Annotated in this window: 19 protein-coding genes and 1 riboswitch; of the genes, 4 read left to right on the forward strand and 15 right to left on the reverse strand. The window is 40.4% G+C overall.

All coding sequences use genetic code 11. The features are described 5' to 3' along the window. Position 1: 1 nt before the first annotated feature. From PQ477_RS19265 to PQ477_RS19330, 14 genes are all read right to left on the reverse strand, one after another. The gene (locus tag PQ477_RS19265; protein ID WP_144559096.1) at positions 2 to 1048 is read right to left on the reverse strand and encodes a FecCD family ABC transporter permease; all 1047 of its coding nucleotides are present in this window, start codon (positions 1046 to 1048) and stop codon (positions 2 to 4) included. Positions 1049 to 1151: 103 nt separating this feature from the next. Further along, a riboswitch (cobalamin riboswitch) is annotated at positions 1152 to 1284 on the reverse strand. A gap of 50 nt (positions 1285 to 1334) precedes the next feature. After that, complete coding sequence (locus PQ477_RS19270) at positions 1335 to 3110, reverse strand: ATP-binding protein (protein ID WP_274272712.1); 1776 nt, start codon at positions 3108 to 3110, stop codon at positions 1335 to 1337. Beyond that, positions 3110 to 3826 (reverse strand): response regulator transcription factor, encoded by a 717-nt coding sequence (locus PQ477_RS19275; RefSeq protein ID WP_035398965.1) that lies wholly within the window; start codon positions 3824 to 3826, stop codon positions 3110 to 3112. Before PQ477_RS19275 ends, PQ477_RS19270 begins: the two co-directional genes overlap by 1 nt. Positions 3827 to 4004: 178 nt before the next feature. Beyond that, positions 4005 to 5195, reverse strand: a complete 1191-nt coding sequence (gene ccsB, locus PQ477_RS19280) for a c-type cytochrome biogenesis protein CcsB (protein WP_274272713.1) — start codon at positions 5193 to 5195, stop codon at positions 4005 to 4007. Continuing rightward, complete coding sequence (gene resB / locus PQ477_RS19285) at positions 5188 to 6846, reverse strand: cytochrome c biogenesis protein ResB (RefSeq protein ID WP_144559099.1); 1659 nt, start codon at positions 6844 to 6846, stop codon at positions 5188 to 5190. Before resB ends, ccsB begins: the two co-directional genes overlap by 8 nt. A gap of 15 nt (positions 6847 to 6861) precedes the next feature. Beyond that, positions 6862 to 7389 carry a thiol-disulfide oxidoreductase ResA gene (gene resA / locus PQ477_RS19290; RefSeq protein WP_144559100.1) on the reverse strand — a complete coding sequence of 176 codons (528 nt, stop codon included), beginning with the start codon at positions 7387 to 7389 and terminating at the stop codon, positions 6862 to 6864. A gap of 79 nt (positions 7390 to 7468) precedes the next feature. Further along, the gene (locus tag PQ477_RS19295) at positions 7469 to 8197 is read right to left on the reverse strand and encodes a pseudouridine synthase (protein WP_274272714.1); all 729 of its coding nucleotides are present in this window, start codon (positions 8195 to 8197) and stop codon (positions 7469 to 7471) included. A 141-nt stretch (positions 8198 to 8338) separates the two neighbouring features. After that, positions 8339 to 8872 (reverse strand): spore maturation protein, encoded by a 534-nt coding sequence (locus PQ477_RS19300; protein ID WP_035396982.1) that lies wholly within the window; start codon positions 8870 to 8872, stop codon positions 8339 to 8341. Then, positions 8872 to 9444: a nucleoside recognition domain-containing protein gene (locus tag PQ477_RS19305; protein ID WP_412766068.1), complete on the reverse strand. Its 573-nt coding sequence runs from the start codon at positions 9442 to 9444 to the stop codon at positions 8872 to 8874. The genes PQ477_RS19300 and PQ477_RS19305 overlap by 1 nt, the downstream gene beginning before the upstream one ends. Before the next feature lie 20 nt (positions 9445 to 9464). After that, a complete protein-coding gene (locus PQ477_RS19310) occupies positions 9465 to 10610 on the reverse strand; it encodes a D-alanyl-D-alanine carboxypeptidase family protein (protein ID WP_274272715.1) in 1146 nt (381 codons plus the stop codon). 223 nt (positions 10611 to 10833) lie between these two features. Next, positions 10834 to 11184, reverse strand: a complete 351-nt coding sequence (spoVAE, locus tag PQ477_RS19315; protein ID WP_035396986.1) for a stage V sporulation protein AE — start codon at positions 11182 to 11184, stop codon at positions 10834 to 10836. Next, positions 11181 to 12200 carry a stage V sporulation protein AD gene (gene spoVAD, locus PQ477_RS19320; RefSeq protein WP_274272716.1) on the reverse strand — a complete coding sequence of 340 codons (1020 nt, stop codon included), beginning with the start codon at positions 12198 to 12200 and terminating at the stop codon, positions 11181 to 11183. Before spoVAD ends, spoVAE begins: the two co-directional genes overlap by 4 nt. Beyond that, complete coding sequence (spoVAC, locus tag PQ477_RS19325; protein ID WP_274272717.1) at positions 12200 to 12670, reverse strand: stage V sporulation protein AC; 471 nt, start codon at positions 12668 to 12670, stop codon at positions 12200 to 12202. Before spoVAC ends, spoVAD begins: the two co-directional genes overlap by 1 nt. 12 nt (positions 12671 to 12682) lie before the next feature. Further along, a complete protein-coding gene (locus PQ477_RS19330) occupies positions 12683 to 13111 on the reverse strand; it encodes a YhcN/YlaJ family sporulation lipoprotein (RefSeq protein ID WP_052008166.1) in 429 nt (142 codons plus the stop codon). A 159-nt stretch (positions 13112 to 13270) separates the two neighbouring features. Between PQ477_RS19330 and PQ477_RS19335 the strand changes: the two genes are divergently transcribed. The 4 genes from PQ477_RS19335 (at position 13271) to cls (ending at position 17578) form a co-directional block, all read left to right on the forward strand. Then, positions 13271 to 13954 carry a DUF421 domain-containing protein gene (locus PQ477_RS19335; RefSeq protein ID WP_035396988.1) on the forward strand — a complete coding sequence of 228 codons (684 nt, stop codon included), beginning with the start codon at positions 13271 to 13273 and terminating at the stop codon, positions 13952 to 13954. Positions 13955 to 14074: 120 nt separating this feature from the next. Next, positions 14075 to 14404: a phasin family protein gene (locus tag PQ477_RS19340; RefSeq protein ID WP_246117032.1), complete on the forward strand. Its 330-nt coding sequence runs from the start codon at positions 14075 to 14077 to the stop codon at positions 14402 to 14404. A gap of 22 nt (positions 14405 to 14426) precedes the next feature. Further along, entirely contained in the window at positions 14427 to 16088 is a 1662-nt protein-coding gene (locus tag PQ477_RS19345; protein WP_144559105.1) for an ABC1 kinase family protein, read from the forward strand. A gap of 29 nt (positions 16089 to 16117) precedes the next feature. Beyond that, complete coding sequence (cls, locus tag PQ477_RS19350; protein ID WP_144559106.1) at positions 16118 to 17578, forward strand: cardiolipin synthase; 1461 nt, start codon at positions 16118 to 16120, stop codon at positions 17576 to 17578. 73 nt (positions 17579 to 17651) lie between these two features. Here the strand turns inward: cls and PQ477_RS19355 are convergent, their stop codons facing one another. Further along, positions 17652 to 18512, reverse strand: a complete 861-nt coding sequence (locus tag PQ477_RS19355; RefSeq protein ID WP_274272718.1) for a superoxide dismutase — start codon at positions 18510 to 18512, stop codon at positions 17652 to 17654. Positions 18513 to 18542: the final 30 nt, after the last annotated feature.

Here is an 18542-nt window from a genome sequence, read left to right on the forward strand (position 1 = left end):
GTTAAGTCCCCTGCTTTCGTTTATTTTGCCGATAAAGCATCCAAGCAAAAATGGGAGAACCAACAAGTGCCGTAATCACACCAATTGGCAATTCTGCTGGCGCTACTATTGTTCGAGCGGTTAAATCAGCAAGAATTAAAAAGCCACCACCTGTTATTCCAGCTAAAGGCAGTAAGTGCTGATGATTTGAGCCCCACAACAGCCGAACCATATGTGGTATGACGAGCCCAACAAAACCAATTGTGCCAGATACTGCTACCGCACTCCCGGTTAAAAGCGTTGCTGCTAAAAGGATAACGAATTTCTTTTTCCTCACAGCAACACCTAAATAGTGGGCACTCGCTTCCCCATACATAAGCGCATTTAGTTCATTCCGACAGAACCAAACGAGAACAAATCCACTCACTAAAAAAGGTGAAATTAAATACACGTAAGACCAGCCACGCATACCTACACTGCCCATGAGCCAATGAATAATGTGGCGAAGCTCTTCTTGGGAAAGTGCCACCATTAATGATAAGCAAGCACCTAAAAAAGAACTTGCAATAATACCTGTTAAAATGATGGTCTCTGTCGCAAGCGAGCGCTGCACAAGACGAGTAAAAGACAAGACGAGGCAAAGCGTCACAAAGCCAGAAAGGATCGCAACAACTGGTAAGGTCCAAATGCCAATAAAGCTAAGTTGAAAAAAAATAACCGTTACAGCTCCTAGTGCTGAACCTGATGAAACACCAATCGTAAAGGGATCTGCTAACGGATTTCGTAAAAGCCCTTGAAAAGCAGCTCCCGCAATGCCTAAAGACGCACCAACAAGAAACGCTAGCAATACACGTGGTAATCGAATTTGCAGAATAATTTGTGTATGGGCATCCTCTAACGCAGCACCAAGTGGCACACGCGCTCCTTCTTGTACAATCGTCAAAAAAACGGTTCGCACAGGAATATGTACACTCCCTAAGCTTATAGCGAGTAGAAAAATAACGACAACCAAACAAATAGAGAAAAGATAAGGCCCTATCATCCTTATCCACGTTGTGTGTGCTTTCATCTTTCACTCCTTGCTTTCCTCAAGACAAAAAAGCAACACATATGAACGTATGTGCTGCTTCACATTGCTACTTTTAACAATGGTTCTTTAGTCCGCGAAAGAATTTACGTTCTACATTACGGCAGGTCTTCTGACTTATACGAGTGCGTATTTACAGTGGCGGGTCCGTGCTAGATTTTCACTAGCTTCCCCTGTTAGACAGCGCTTAGGCTGTATCCGTAACGACGTTATTGGTTTCTTTTAGACTACCATGGTTTTGTTTCTTATGAAACAAAAAAGATCGCCTTTATTCGCCATCTCTATTCATTTTTCGAGGAATCGTGAACCGAAAGACCGTCCCTTCCCCTACTTTACTTTGAACAGAAATCGAGCCTCCGTGGGCTTCAACAATGTTTTTAGCAATAGCTAACCCTAGTCCAGTGCCACCACGCTGTCGGGTCCGTGCCTTATCGGCTTTATAAAACCGTTCAAATACATAGGGTAAATCCTCTTCTGGAATCCCAGAACCTGAATCATGTACAGAGAAAACGTTGGCTTTTTCATCTCGTTCATAGCTAAGGTTCACGTAGCCACCTTTTTCAGTGTGACGAATGGCATTATGAATGAGATTCGTTAGTACTTGCTCTATACGATCCGGGTCAAATAAAGCGGTCGTGTCTTTTTGCTCATTCAATAGCTGTATATCAATTTCTTCTGATTTTACGTAACTAGAAAACTTACGCACGATTCGCTCTAAGTAATCCTGTAGAGCCACTTCCTCCACATTTAACTCAATGTACCCTGCTTCCATCCGGGCTAAATCTAATAATTCATTGACTAGCCGTCCCATTCGTAACGACTCATCGTAAATAATTTGTGCCACTTCTTTTTGTTCCTTTTCCGTCGACGTTACACCATCGACGATTGCTTCACTATACCCTTGTAGCATGGATATCGGTGTTCGTAACTCGTGCGAAACGTTCGCGATAAAATCTTTACGTAGCTTATCGTGTCGCCGCTCTTCTGTTACATCTCGCACAACCGCTACGGCACCTCGAATATAGTGGCCTTCATATAGTGGCGCCATTAAAATAGCCATGCTCCGTCCTTGAACCGTTTTTTCAAGCAATTCTTCATGCTCTTGTTCAACAACGCGCTCGAAAAGAGGACGTAATTGTGTCGGCACTTTCACTTTTGCCCCTAGGTCCGTCTCGCCTTCTTCATACAGCATCATTTGAATGACATGATCAGCTTGAGGATTTGTAATTCGAATTAATCCGTGCTTATCAAACGTAATGACGCCATCAGCCATACTTAATAAAATTCTTGATAGCTGTTCCTTTTCCTGATTTAGTTCAGAAATGTTGCGATTAAGCTCTCTACGCATCCGATTAAAGGCAATGGCAAGCTGACCAATTTCATCTTGAGTTAAGATTGGCACTTTTGTATGGAACTTCCCTTGAGCTACTTCTAATGCAGCTTGCCTCATAATTCGAATCGGTGCTGTAATGCGTGATGATAAGAAAAAGGCAAAGATCGTCGTTAAAATTAGCGCAATACCGGCGGATAAATAAATGAGTGTACGTGTTTCAGATGCCGCTTCTTCAATCGCAGATAAAGGCTGATAAAGAAAAATCATCGCGTCTAATTCATCTGTTTGTACCGGTGCGCCTAAAATAATCATTTCTGTTTTGTCATGATCGTCTCCAGCAAGTGAATAACTTTCAGTTTCAATTAAACGTTCATCAAAAGAAGACCAACCCTCAATTAATTCAGATGCAATCATCTCACCTTCGCGACCCGCTGCCGTACTCCATACACCTGTTTGACTATCTACGAGCAATAGATTAACTGAAAACTCTTGACTGATCGTTTCTAGATACTCGAACGATCCATCAAGACCGTCATGACTTTCCAACGTAGAAATAGCCATATTTGCATAGCTATTTAGCCTCGTTTCAGCCTCTTCAATAGTATTACTTTCAGTAAAGCGAAGCATCATGACCATTAAAACAGTTAAGACGACAGTGACGAGCAAAAGAATGGTTAACCAAAGCTTCCCTACTACACTTTGCCAGAGCATTAGCCGCTAACTGCCTCGAATTTGTAACCGACACCCCAAACCGTTGATATAATCGCCGAAACTTCTGGTGAAACTCGATTCAACTTTTCGCGTAGTCGTTTAATGTGCGTATCGACCGTTCGCAAATCGCCAAAAAATTCATAGTTCCAGACATCCTTCAGTAACTGTTCCCGTGAGAATACTTTGTCTGGAGATTGCGCCAAATAATAGAGCAACTCATACTCTTTTGGTGTTAAATTAATTTCTTGTTGATTAACACTCACACGATGGGCATCGTTATCAATCGTTAACGGTCCAAAAACAAGTAAGTCCTTTGTTTGCGTATCTGCTTGCACAAACTGAGTAGCAGATGCTCGTCTTAGCATCGCTTTTACTCGCAGCACAACTTCCCGCGGACTAAATGGTTTAACAATATAATCATCCGCGCCTACTTCAAATCCTTGTACACGATTTGCTTCTTCTCCCTTTGCTGTTAGCATCATAACAGGAGTAGCTTTTGTTAGTCGGAGTTGTTGGCACATTTCAATTCCATCCATACCAGGCATCATCACATCAAGCAAAATTAAATCATAATCGACTTCAAGTGCTTTAGTGAGTGCTTCTTCACCATTTGTCGCTTCATCTATTTGATAGTCTTCTCTTTCAAGATACATTTTTAACAATCGTCGAATACGATCTTCATCATCCACAACTAAAATACTCGGTTGATAATCCATTATAGACCTCCTATATACCTATCTTTATTCATTATGAACATGCTGGAGCCGTTTTAGTATACCTGTCCCCTTTAGTCTACCATGGTTGAAAAACAAATCGCCAATCTTGAAGCGCTGTTTTCCACAAAAAAAGAATTGTTACAAATCATTTGTAACAATTCCGTCATCATTCGTTTTCTTAAGAAGCGTAGGAATGTAACCCAGCAATAACTAAGTTTACAAAAACGAGATTGAACATAATAATAGCGAAACCAATAACGCAAAGCCAAGCCGATTTTTCTCCGTGCCAGCCTTTGTTTAAGCGTAAATGAAGATAGGCTGCATAGAACAAAAACGTAATTAATGCCCATACTTCTTTTGGATCCCAACCCCAAAAACGTGACCAAGCGATTTGTGCCCAGATCATAGCAAAAATTAACCCTCCAAGAGCGAAGACTGGGAATCCAATAGCAATGGCACGATAGCTAAATTCATCTAATGTTAAAGGGTTTGTTACTTTCAATAACGGTTGGATCGCTAAACTAATACGTTTACGAATAAGGAGACGAATCACCCAGTAAAGTATGGCACCAATGGCAAACGCCCAAATTAACGTGTTTAAATCACTTGCTTCGATATTTCCTGGTACAGCAAAGAATGGATCCATTCCATTTTCTGTCTGGCTTTCCCATTGATTTGGTCCCACAATCGGTGGTACTTCGTATACCATCGTTGCTTCTTGTTCATTTTCATCTACATAGCTAAACGTTACTTCATAATCCGCCGCAGCAAAACCGTGCGCCACAAGGGAATGAGCAATTACACATAGTAGCCCGTACATCATGAGCTCAATAATACGAGGCTTCCAACTTTTTTGTTTTAAGTCAAGTGTCCGAATTAAATAGGCTAATCCTGCGGCAAACCCGATTGCAAGCAACCCTTGTCCAATTGCAGTTGTAATAATATGTAACTTTAACATGAGTGGCATTTGCAATGATGGTACAAGCGGCGCAACAGCTGTTGAAAAGGTTGACGCATAAACAATGAGCAGCATCACAGTTGGCATTGTAAACAACCCAACTACATCGGCACGAGCTGGATAGATAAAATAAATAATACAAAACGCTAGGGAAATGGCAATAGCTAGCGCTGTCATATATTCGAACATATTACTTACTGGTGCATGACCAGAAACCGACCATCTAGCAAAAAAGTAGCCGAGAGAAAGCGCTAAACCAAGTAAGGAAAACGCCAGACCCCATTTGCTTGCTTTTGTTTGCTTATGCTCTTGTTCTTTACGTTGTTTCGCTAGTGATAGAGCAAAGAAAACCGTTGCCGTTAAAAAAGCAAAAAAAGCAAATAGCAATAAATTAAAACTTAGATTAAGCATGTTTATCTCCTTTTTGCCCCGAAACGTCCGCTGAACCTTTTGATTCCTTTTGTTCTTCTTGATCAATCGGGGTGAACAAGTTCGTATCTTCAAGACTTTCACTTAGTTCTTTTTGAAAAGAAAGCCAGTTTCGATTCGTATGACCTGCAATCCACACTTTTCCATCTGTTTGCTGAATCCAAACACGGCGATGTGCCCAATAGGAGCCTTGAACAAGACCAATAATAAAAATACTACCACCTGCAATTAAAAGAGGTAACGTTTGATCTTTTCGTACCGTTAAAATACTAACATTTGCTAATTCCACATCAACAAACGTCATTTTGTACTCGTTTTCCTGGAGCGGTTCTAAGTTTTGCTGAATGCCAACAACACTTGTCTCTCCTTCAGGCGTGTCAGGCGTTGTCATTTCAAAAATGAAATACGGATTGTCAGGAATATTATTTCGCGTTGATGGCTCATTATTTGAGTTCATATAAAAATTAGGGAAATAGTTTACGAGTCGTACCTCGTAACCGTCGCCTAAATCATAAGTACCTTCTGGATTAATGAGGTTAATGGTTAACTCGCCAAACGTTTCGTTTGTTTCTTTATGCTCCAATGTAAACGTCATTTCGTGCAGCTCATTTTCACGATAGTCCGTTTGATAAAGTGAAAAGGAATCAAATTTTAATGGGTCATTTACAAGGATGTTTTTTTCGTCTACTTTTTCAATGGAATCGTCCCCAAGAATACCAGAACGCTTGTATAGCACTGCGTCTGTCATAAATGATTCTGTCACAAGCGCATTACCGTCAGCGAACGCATCTTGGAATCGATCATCTTCAGGATCATAATAGTCAATTGAAAAGCCGCGGTTTTCCACGAGATACTCAGACGCCTCAGGAACAGGGGCACGCTCTCCTTCACGAATCCACATCGTTGTATCCACATACATGCCAGGTAAATAGCGCATTAAGCAACCTGCTAAAAACAAAATTAAGCCAACGTGATTGACGTAAGGACCCCAGCGAGCAAACCGATTCTTTTCTGCTAATAGATTTCCGTTTTCTTCTCGAATGGTATAACGCTTTTTCTTTAACTGTGAAGTCACTTTTTTTAAATCCACTGAGGTTGACTCTGCCGCTTTAGTAGCGGCAAATAACCGCTGCCGTGTCATAAAATGAGGGTGACGCGTTACTCGCTGAGCTTTTAACGCTTTGTACAACGGGATACCGCGGTCAAAACTAGCCACTACAATTGAAACAGCTAAAGCAACAATTAAAGCTATGTACCACCAAGAACTATAAAGTTCGTTTAAACCTAAATTATAATAGAGTAGGCCAATTGATCCATATTCTCGTTCATAAAAGGTTGCAGCATCTTCTATACCAGGACGAAGATTTTCCTGTGGAAACAACGTCCCTACTGCTGAGGCTACAAGAAGAATGATAATAATCCATATCCCAACTTTTACCGATGAAAAAAATGCCCAAACTTGATCCAGTATGGTTCGCCTTTGTTTTTTCGAACGGATTGCTGCTCCTTCATAGCGCATGTTAACGCCTTCCGATTTTGCCTCTTCTGTTAGCGGTTTTCCGCAAGCCGCGCACATGTCTGTTCCTTCTTTATGAACATGACCGCATTCACACGTTCTAAGTTTGTCTTTCATTCCTTCACCCCCGTCTTACCCCTCGGGTACTACCTTTTCAAAAAACTCCCTCACCATTGCTTCTGTCATTTCACCTTGATAATAGTGCTGCACTTCACCATGTTCATCTATGACAAGTGTTGCTGGCAAAGGTCGGATACCATAAGCTCTAGTGACCTCTTGCCTTCTGTCAATAGCAATTGGAAACGAAAGCTGGTGACGAGACACAAATGTATCGACTGTTAACTCAGACTCGTCCACATTTATGGCAATCATTTCAACATCGTCTTTATAGTCTTCATATACATTTTCAATGTGAGGCATTTCTCGTTCACATGGTTCACAATAAGTGGCCCAAAAATTAACAAAGACCCCTTTTCCTTCTTGCTGCGCCATTTCAAAACGGTTATCGTTTAAGTCGCGCAATGCAAAGTTTTCAGCTTGATCTCCGGCGCGAACGACCCCATCGTTCGATTGAGAATTGGCATAAAATGTATAGCCAACTGCACCCGCAATGACTAGCAAAATCATTAGTCGAGTTATTGAACGCTTTCTTTTACTCAACGGATGCGCCCCCTTTCCATTTGTGAACGTTTTCGTACAGTTCCATTATAACGTGGGACTGAAATGAATTGACATTTTTTTATGACGGTTTCGTGACAGCCATTTCTTTTAAATGTTTTATTTCCATTGGTTTAATGACTCGGTATTCACCTGAATTCATGTTACCTAATGTTAAAAAACCAAACCGTTCTCGTTTTAACTTGTCAACTTGATAGCCAAGGGCTTCTATCATTCTACGTATTTGTCGATTCTTTCCCTCATGAATAATAATACGGATGATCGCAGTATTTTTTTTACGATCACTTGATAGCATTTTTACTTTTGCAGGAGCTGTCAGACCGTCTTCTAGCTTTATGCCTGTTTCAAGCTGTTTTAACTCTTTTCGATCAGGTATGCCTTTAACTTTCACAACATATTCCTTTTCAATTTTAAATTTTGGGTGCATTAATAAATTGGCAAATTCGCCGTCGTTTGTTAATAGCAATAACCCTGATGTGTCATAATCCAAACGACCAACAGGGTATATACGTTGGGATACATCAATTAAATCCGTTACCTTTTTTCGTCCTTTCTCATCGTTTGATGTGGAGATAACACCAGTTGGTTTATAAAGTAAATAATAAACAGGTTCTTCTTTGTCCAGGGGAACACCGTCTACTTCAACTCGATCTTTATTTGGATTTACTTTCACACCTAATTCTGTGACCTTCTTGCCGTTCACTTGTACTCGGCCAGCCGTAATATACTCTTCTGCTTTTCGTCTTGATGTCACGCCTGCTTGAGCAATGACTTTCTGTAATCGTTCCATCTTTCTCACCTCTTGCATCATCATAACGACTTTTCTTTACTGTTACAAGTAGCTGGTAAAAGAATACGCCTTCAAAAAACAAAAAACGCGTTAGATAGAAGCCTCCTTGCAAGCTTCCTTCAAACACGTTTCATCTAAATATTACGACCCAAAAATGAGACTAACAATAAAAATAGCAGCAATGATGCCTACTAAATCTGCAAGTAAACCTACTTTTAATGCATCTCCCATCTTTTTAATGCCTACTGCTCCAAAATAAACCGTCAGGATATAAAAAGTCGTATCTGTACTCCCTTGTAAGGTTGCAGCGAGTCGACCAATATAAGAGTCAGGCCCGTGTACTGCAGTTAAATCTGTCATTAACCCTAGTGCACCTGTGCCAGAAATCGGTCGCAATAAAGCTAAAGGAACAATATCAGCAGGGACGCCAAACCAAGAAAGGAATGGTGCCATCCCTGAAACGAGGGCTTCCATTGCCCCAGAAGCGCGAAATACATAGATGGCAACAAGCATGCCCACAAGATAAGGAATAATCGACACTGACATCCCAAATCCCTCTTTTGCCCCTGAAACAAATGTTTCGTAAGTAGGAACTCTTCGTATTGTTGCAACGAGAATAACCGTACCAATAAGTACAGGGATCATCCAGACCGATAGCGCCGTTAACCATTCCATTAAGAGGACCGCTCCTTTCGACTACGCAAGTAATAGAAGAAACGATCGATACAAATTGCGCCAATCATAGCGCAGCCTGAAGCGAAGATGGTTGTACTAACGATATCCGTCGGCGCTTCAGATTCATACGACATCCGAATGGAGATGACGGTCGTAGGAACAAGTGTTAGACATGCCGTATTAAGAGCCAAAAGCGTAATCATTGAACGACTCGCTTCGTCCTTTCCCCCATTCAGTCGTTTCAATTCTTCCATCGCTTTTATCCCCATCGGTGTGGCCGCATTTCCTAAACCAAATACATTTGCAGTTAAATTCGATAAAATATAGCCCATTGCTGGATGATCCTTTGGTACTTCCGGAAACACTCTCCGGGCAAGTGGATGGACGAGCTTGGCTAATTGCTTAAGAATACCTGCTGTTTCCGCTACTTTCATTAACCCTAGCCAAAAAGTTAGAACACTTATTAGACCGATACAAATAGCAACAGCTTCTTTTGCACCTGTAAAAACTCCTTCGGTTACCTCACTCATCGTGCCATTTAGCGCTGCATACACTAAGCCTATGAGTAACATTCCTGCCCAAATATAGTTAATCACGTAGAACCAGCTCCAATAACAATCGTGAACAATTGTCGAATGGTTTGCCAAAACGAACGCTTCTCTTCTTTCTCACCTTCTTCATAGTAGAGAGGAGTACTTTCTAACTCTTCTCCATTCGCAACAAACACCATTTTCCCTACAGGATGTTTAAGGTCTTCATTTGTAAACCCTTGTTCAGGAGGTGCTTTTAGTTCAATTTTGGGCTTTATCGCTGTTTTTTCATTTTCACTCAATGGATAGACGAGTTCATGTTTGACCGTTAGATGATCTTCATAAAATTCATCTGCTGTTACATCAAGCGGACCTGCTTCAATCAATGTGTGTAGCGTAAATTGCTTAAAACCCCAGTTGAATAAATTCATGTGGTCGTCCCAATCGTTTGGATCATTAAGTGTAACCGTAATTAAGTTAAGTCCATCTTTACTAGCCGTGGAGACAAGGGTACGTTTTGCAAGCTTCGTATAGCCTGTTTTCCCTCCTGTTGAATAGTCGTATTTCTCTGTTAACAAACGATTTTTATTATGAAATACACGGACATTTTCACCTTGGGAGCGGTATTTTTTTGTGGACGAGATCGTTTGAAACGTTTCATTCGTCATCGCATACTGAGTTAATATCGCCATATCATAGGCGCTAGACAAATGATCGTCATGGGTGTCTAATCCATGTGGATTACGAAAAAGTGTATTTGACATACCAATTTCTTTTGCTTTTTCATTCATTAAATAAACAAAGCCATCTACACTACCACCAACATGCTCGGCAATCGCGATTGCCGCATCATTCCCACTTCTCATCATTAAGCCATAAACTAAATCCTCTAGTTTCATTTTTTCCCCTGATACTAAATAGAGAGAAGATCCTTCTGTTCCTTCTGCATGTTTTGACACGAGAACAGTCTCATCTAATTTCCCAGATTCGATCGCCAAAATCGCCGTCATGATTTTCGTGATACTGGCTATTTTTAATGGCTGGTGTTCATTTTTACCATATAGGACACGTCCTGATTCTTGTTCCATTAAGATCGCAGCCTGTCCGGATATAGGGAATGTCACTTGTTCTTTTCCATACATGCTGTTTATCGGTAAGTAAAGTAAAAAGCACCAAATGAATAGGCATACCGTTCCTTTTTTTATCATGAGTCCGCTCAACTCCCGCACAGTTTATATAGAAATTTATGCGGCCAAGCCTTAATTATGACAAGCATCTTTATACTGAGCACACCAAATCATTAAGCTACTCTCCCTGTTTAACTCGATGTTTACGCCTAAAACACTTTATCATGACCCATTGGAACAAAACCTAAAAAAGGCTAGGTCAAATAGTTTGAATAGAACCATTTGGACTAGCCTATGGGTACCATTACCCTTTTGGTTTAAAAACAAGCGCAGCGATAAAGCCAAAAATAATGGCTGCAGAAATACCGGCACTCGTTATTTCAAAAATGCCTGTGATGATCCCAATAAGACCAACTTGATTCGCCTCTTCCATTGCACCTTGAACGAGGGAATTACCAAAACTTGTAATTGGCACTGTTGCCCCTGCTCCAGCAAAATCAACTAACGGTTCATATAAGCCAAAACCTGCTAGCACGGCCCCACTAACGACTAAAGTGGACATGGTATGAGCTGGTGTTAATTTCACTACATCCATCAACAACTGACCAATCACACAAATGACTCCTCCAACAAGAAACGCCCACAAAAAAATCATAATGCGCCTCCTTTTGGTGACTCAATGACAACGGCATGAGCAATACATGGAATTGTTTCTTTTTGCTGGAACGATAATGGCGATAAAAGCGCACCGGTCGCAACTACAAGCAAACGACGAATCTCTCCTGATTTTACTTTGTTTAGTAAATGACCATACGTCACAACCGCAGAACAGCCTGGACCACTTGCCCCTGCTAATACGGGTTGATCCTCTTTGTACAACATTAACCCACAATCTTGAAAGCGATCATGTCCTAATTCATACCCTTTTTGTTTGAGCAAATCCCGACAAATGGGCAATCCAATTTGACCTAAATCACCTGTTACAATAAGGTCATAATCATCTGGACCCCGGTGGAACTCTTTAAAATGAGTCTCAATTGTATCGGCTGCTGCTGGCGCCATTGCTCCACCCATGTTAAATGGATCAGAAATTCCCATATCAATTACTTTGCCCATCGTTGCACCGGTCACTCGTGGGCCATCGCCTGTTTTAGCAACAAGCGCCGCACCTGCAGCCGTCGCTGTCCATTGAGCAGTTGGTGGTTTCTGTCCTCCGTATTCAGTCGGATAACGAAATTGTTTTTCAGTTGCAGAATTGTGGCTCGACGCGACACTTACGACATGATGGGCGCCACTGCCATTAATTAAAAATGAGCCTAACGCAAGCCCTTCCATTGAGGTTGAACAAGCACCAAACATACCTAAATAAGGAATGGCTAACGAACGACCTGCAAAACTAGATGGGGTTAATTGATTTACTAAGTCCCCTGCTAATAAAAAGTTCACATCTTCTTTTTTAACTGACGCTTTTTTTAGTGCTGTTGTTACAGCACCTTCTACAAGAATCGTTTGCGCTTTTTCGAATGATTTTTCACCGATCCACAGCTCATCATGCAACAAATCAAATGCTTCTGGGATGGCGCCGTTTCCTTCAAACGGTCCTCCAACTGTTCCAGTGGAAATAATAACTGGCTGGTTATCAAATCGCCAACTTTGTTTTCCAACTAACATTAAATCACCCCCGCATTTATAAGAAGGGTTTTTATTAAAGAAATAACAAATGCTGCTACAGTTCCAAAAACAATAACTGACCCGGCTAGCTTAAACATGTTGCCACCGACACCGAGAACATAGCCTTCTGTTCGATGCTCAATTGCTGCTGATGCAACTGAATTGGCAAATCCCGTAACAGGAACAGCTGTCCCTGCACCTGCAACTTGGGCAATACGATCATAAAACCCAAGACCTGTAATCAAGGTTGCGATAAAAATTAATGTGGCAACGGTCGGATTACTAGCACTTTTTTCTGTAAAATCAAAGAATGTATAATAAAACACTTGTAAACACTGACCAATTACACAAATGGCTCCTCCAACGAAAAACGCGATGATACAGTTTTTTAGTACGGGTCTTTTTTTCTCGTACTTCTTTGCTATCTTTTGATACTGTTGTTGCTCTGGTGTTTGCTTTTCCTTTGCCACAAGTTTCCCTCCTTACTCTTTTAAATGTTCCTCAATACGCTCTAACTGTTTTTTCACTTCTGACTTCGCTACATGATCTGTTTTGATTGCTTCCTCTGCTTTTGCTAATTCTTTATAGATTTTTTTATCCGTTGAAATATGGATGGTAGCGTTCGGATACAATGCCTTAACAGAATCAAATGCTTTTTTACGGACTTTTTTCAAATGGAAACGATTTTTTTGCTTTATGTGAAGCGCCATAATCATATCTTCTTCGTATTGGATGCCTCGTACGCTTACGACTTCATCCATTTTTAGCAATTCTTCCTTTACACGATCAGATTCCGCCTGCTCTTTGCCGGCAGAAGACTGAAGCATAAATGCCTTCCCTTGCTCATCTTCGTAAGCTGTACAAGCTGCGAGAAGCGCAATAAGTATAATAGCTATTGTTTTTTTCAACATGTCATCACCCCCTGGTAGTTCAAGCTTTTCGCTTATTAGGGTGTATCAGTTACATTTATTTACACATGAAATTATTGACAATCGTTTCATGGAATAGCAGGCAGACTAGGTAAGACACTAACAGTAGAAAGGATGTTACGAACATAGGGTGAGAGCATCATGCAAAGTTATATTTCATTAACAACCGAATTAATTGTAGGCTTTTTTGCGCTATTAGTTTTATCTAAAGTTCTCGGTAAAAACCAAATTACACAACTAACACCGTTTGATTTTATTTCTGCACTCGTTATAGGTGAATTATTAGGGAACGCCATTTACGATGATGACATCCATCTTATGTATGTTCTTTATGCAATTTTTATTTGGGGTTCCCTCATCTACTCCATCGAAATGATTACGCAAAAGTTCCGATTTACAAGAGGGCTACTAGAAGGCTCCCCTTCTATTATTATCGCTAAGGGTCGGATTCAATTTGATGAGCTGCGCAAAAATAAACTAGACTTAAATCAGCTTCAGCACTTATTAAGGGAAAAAGGCGTTTTTTCGATCCGAGAAGTCCAATATGGTATCTTGGAAACAAATGGAACGGTCAATATTCAGCTCAAACATGCTTTTCGTTCACCATCAAATCAAGATATGGCGGTTGAAGGTGTTGACCAAAGCTTACCTGTTCCTCTCATTATGGACGGAGAAATTATTTATGAAGGACTAAAAAAAATCAAAAAAACAGAAGGCTGGTTACATGAACAAATTCACAAAAGAGGCTTTCCTTCTCATAAAATGATTTTTTATGCCGAGTGGCTTGACGATCAGCCACTTTTCATGCAGAACTATACGCCATAATTGATTGAAACTTTTGATTGAAAACGTCGTATAAAGGGTAGTAACGAGAATATAATTGTGTTCATCTCCTTTCTTTGTATACAATAGAAATAAGATGACAGAAATAAGGAGGAAACGACGATGGCAATGAGAGATGTATTAAATAATGTGTATTCTTTAGGAGTTGGAGCGGCTTCTGCTAGTAAAGAGCAAATCGAAAGAACGGTTAACGAACTTGTTCAACGAGGAGAGGTAAAACGTTCAGAATCCAATCAGCTTGTTGACGATTTAATGGAAAAAGGAAAAAAAGCACAAAAAGAAGTGGAATCAATGATTACCGAACGGGTAAAACAGTATCTTGTTTCCATGGATATTCCTACTCAAGCAGAAGTGGATGCGTTGAAAGCGAGAGTCGCTATTCTTGAGAAAACATTGGCGCAACAAGATCAAGCACAGTCAAATGATGATTAAATAGCAAGAGAGGACCGTACCAATGCTTAAAAAAAGAATGCGGTATCTATCAAGGTATCAAGATATTATTACAGCTCTTTATCACTATGGCTTTGGTCAAATTGTCCGAGACATGGGGTTGCTTGAAAGACGCAAACCTAAACGTTCTAAGAAAAAGAAAGACACTGACCTCTCTGTAGCAAAGCGAATTCGTTTATTGTTAGAGGAGCTTGGGCCTACCTTTATTAAGCTTGGTCAACTCGCGAGTACACGTGCTGATCTTTTCCCTCAGCACGTGTTAAATGAATTAGAAGCGTTGCAAGATAACGTGCCAAGCTTTCCTTATGAAGAAGCAAAAGAGATTCTTGAGCAAGAGTTGGACACCCCTATTGAACAATTGTTTCGCTCCTTTAATAAAGAACCTTTAGCAGCAGCATCCATTGGTCAAGTACATGAAGCGGAACTACCAACAGGGGAAAGTGTCGTTGTCAAAATTCGACGTCCGCATATACAACGAATTATTGAAACAGACTTGGCTATCTTAGAGGATTTGCTCCTACTAGCAGAGGAACGGGTTACGTGGGTGAAAAAATTTCGACTCATTGACTTATTTCACGAATTTGCGAGTGCTTTAAAAGAGGAGATTAATTATAAAAACGAAGCACAAAATGCCGAGCGTTTAAAACGACAATCCAAAAATCAGCCAAACATGTATTTTCCTGTTATTTATTCTGCTTATTCATCTATGAAAGTGCTCACCATGTCAAAGGTTGAAGGAACGAAAATAACTGAAGCTACATATGAAAAAGGCTATGACCAGGAACTCGTTGCAGAGCGATTTGCAACCGGTATGTTTGAGCAGATTTTTGCTCATGGATTTTTTCACGGCGATCCTCATCCAGGTAACATCTTTGTCACCAAGAACAATGATATTATCTTAATCGATTTTGGAATGGTTGGTCGCTTATCCGATGAAATGCGTCATAGTCTCGCTCTACTCGTTCAAGGGTTAAAGAGCAGACATACAGATCGAGTCATGAAAGCTTTATTTGCGATGGATATTGTTCATGAAGGAGTCGATCAAGCACGGCTCCATGACGACTTAGACTATCTTCGCTTAAAGTACTACGATGTTCCGATGGCAGAAATATCTATCGGTGAAGCGGTTCAAGACTTATTTACCGTCGCTAACCAGCATGATTGTTTAATTCCTCCAGACTTGACGATGCTAGGAAAAGCGCTTTTAGCTGTTGAATCGATTGTTTCACATATTGCTCCATCCATTGCGATTATCGATATTGTTGAACCATTCGGGAGAATGTTAATTAAGGAGCGTTACGATCCAAGACGATTTGCACGTAAAATGCAAAAGGAGTCACAGGACAGCCTTGAAACCATTCGTCTTCTGCCAAAAGACCTAAGCCAGACATTAAAAGAAATTCGAGATGGGAAATTAAAAGTCTCCATTTCAATTGGAGAGATAAAAGATTTAATAAAAAAAGTTGACCGTATTAGCAATAAACTTGCTTTTTCGGTTGTCCTATTGTCTTTTAGTATTATTATGACGGGTGTTATTATTGGAGGATCGCTAACAGCTGAACCAACCATTCTGCTACAAATTCCCGCAATAGAAGTTGGTTTAACGATTACGTCCCTTATGTTCCTTTGGATTATTTGGGCCATCTTTCGATCAGGCCGTTTTTAGATACACAGAGAAAGTAGAAGGTTGATACTATGGTTATTGAATTTGCGATGCCAACATATTTATTTGCAGCACTTCTTGTGGTCAATATTTTATTTGCGGTCATTCTAATCTTTATTGAACGAAAAGACGCGCAAGCAACATGGGCTTGGTTACTTATTTTATTCTTTATCCCTCTTGCTGGCTTTATCATTTACATTCTACTCGGTCAAACGTTGACGAGAAGAAAAATTTTTCAATGGGAAGGGATTAAAAAAGTTGGTCTCGATCATCTAATCGAGCAACAAAAAAAAGACGTGCTTGATGCAAATTTTCGTTTTAGAAGTAATACAGTCGATGAAAATCGTGACCTCATCTATATGCATTTAATGAACAATGATGCTATTTTAACAAAAGAAAACCATATCGACATCTTTACAGATGGAGAAAAGAAATTCAATCAGCTGCTTACCGATATTCGTAACGCTAAAACGTTTATTCACATTCAATACTATATTTTTCGTTACGATGGCATCGGTAAGGAGATTATTGATGCGCTTACAGAAAAAGCGAAAGAAGGCGTAAGAGTAAGGCTTTTGTATGACGATCTAGGATCTCGATCCATGCGAAAAAAATACTTAAAAGCGTTTCGCGAAGCTGGTGGAGAAGTTGGGGTCTTCTTCCCTTCAAAATTTACAATAGTAAACTTGCGCTTAAATTTTCGGAACCACCGCAAGCTTGTTAATATTGATGGTGTTTGTGGGTATGTAGGTGGGTTTAATGTCGGTGACGAATATTTAGGGAAGAAGAAAAAATTTGGTTACTGGCGCGACACCCACTTAAGAATTGAAGGGCCTGCTCTTGCAGCGATTCAAACAAGATTTATATTAGATTGGAATCAAGCAGCAAAGGAATATCATATTTCCTACCACAGTCGCTATTTTCCTGATATCCCTCCCAACGGTAAATCGGCGATGCAAATTGTATCAAGTGGACCTGATTCTGAGTTTGAACAAATTAAAAATGGGTATTTAAAAATGATTATGGATGCTAAGAAATCGATCATCATTCAAACACCCTACTTTATTCCTGATAAGACGCTACTTGATGCCCTTCAAGTGGCAGCCCAAACTGGAATCGAAGTCAAGATTATGATCCCGAACAAGCCGGATCACATGTTTGTTTATTGGGCCACGACGTCACACATTGGTGAAATGTTAAAAGTAGGTGCAAAAATTTATATTTATGAAAATGGTTTTATTCATAACAAGGTGCTTGTTGTAGACGAACGGGTCAGCTCTGTTGGAACAGCGAATATTGATCAACGCAGTTTCAAACTAAATTTTGAAGTAAATGCCTTTATATACGATTCTTCTATTGCTAGACAGCTCATTCACGATTTCGCTGAAGACGTAAAAGTGTCCACACTCGTTACAACGGAACTGTATGAAGCTAGAGGTAAGCGTGTTCGTTTTAAGGAATCCATTTCTCGTTTGCTCTCGCCCATTTTATAGTTGTAAAACCCCCTACGTAATACAGTTAAAAGCCCTCCAACGTTGTCTTAGAGACGTTGGAGGGCTTCTTCTATTAAGCTTTTTTCCATTTTAGTTCAGTTGCTTTCCTATATCTCTCCTCAACAGCTTTCCAATTAACGACCTTCCACCAATCGCTTATATACGCTTCTCGTTTATTTTGATGCTTTAAATAGTAAGCATGTTCCCAAACATCAAGTACAAGAAGCGGAATTTGATCTTGCTGAGATAATTGCTGGTGCTTTTCAGCCTGTAGAATCTCTAGCTGTTGGCCACGAGGTGTCCATACTAGCATTGCCCAGCCGCTCCCCTCGACTTTAGCCGCAGCTGCCGTAAAGTGTTTTTGCATCTTCTCAAATGATCCAAATGAAGCCTTTATTGCCTCTAACAGTGCGCCAGCTGGCTTTCCACCGCCATTTGGCATCATCACTTCCCAAAACAATGTATGCAAGTAATGGCCCGCACCATTGAAAGCAAGCTCTCTCTCCCAATGTTTAATTAACTCGTATTGATCGTTATCCCTTGCTTTGACTAGTTCCAATTCAGCTTTATTTAAGCCATCTACATAGCTTTTGTGATGAATTTGATGATGCAGACGCATTGTTTCCTCATCGATATAGGGCTCTAATCCATTATAAGGATATGGCAATGGTGGTAATACATGATTTCCTGAACGAAGACGAGGCGTAACAGAACGTTGGTCATTCATCTTTTGCCAGACTTCATATACAACAGCAGCTACTTGATCGACATACGGGTCATTTCCTGCTATGGCTTCATGTAGCTGTGCTCGCGCATGATAGAACTGTTCAAGCAGTTCCTGATTCGTTCGATTCACTAACTCCTGCTGCTGCTCTCCCCAAAGGTGTTCTAAATGATCACACCACTGTCGAACAGCTTGTAAATGTGTCTCCAAATGCCTTCACCTACCTTTTCATTAAAACGA

The organism is Shouchella hunanensis (assembly GCF_028735875.1).
In the GTDB taxonomy this organism is placed as follows: Bacteria; Bacillota; Bacilli; order Bacillales; family Bacillaceae_D; genus Shouchella; species Shouchella hunanensis.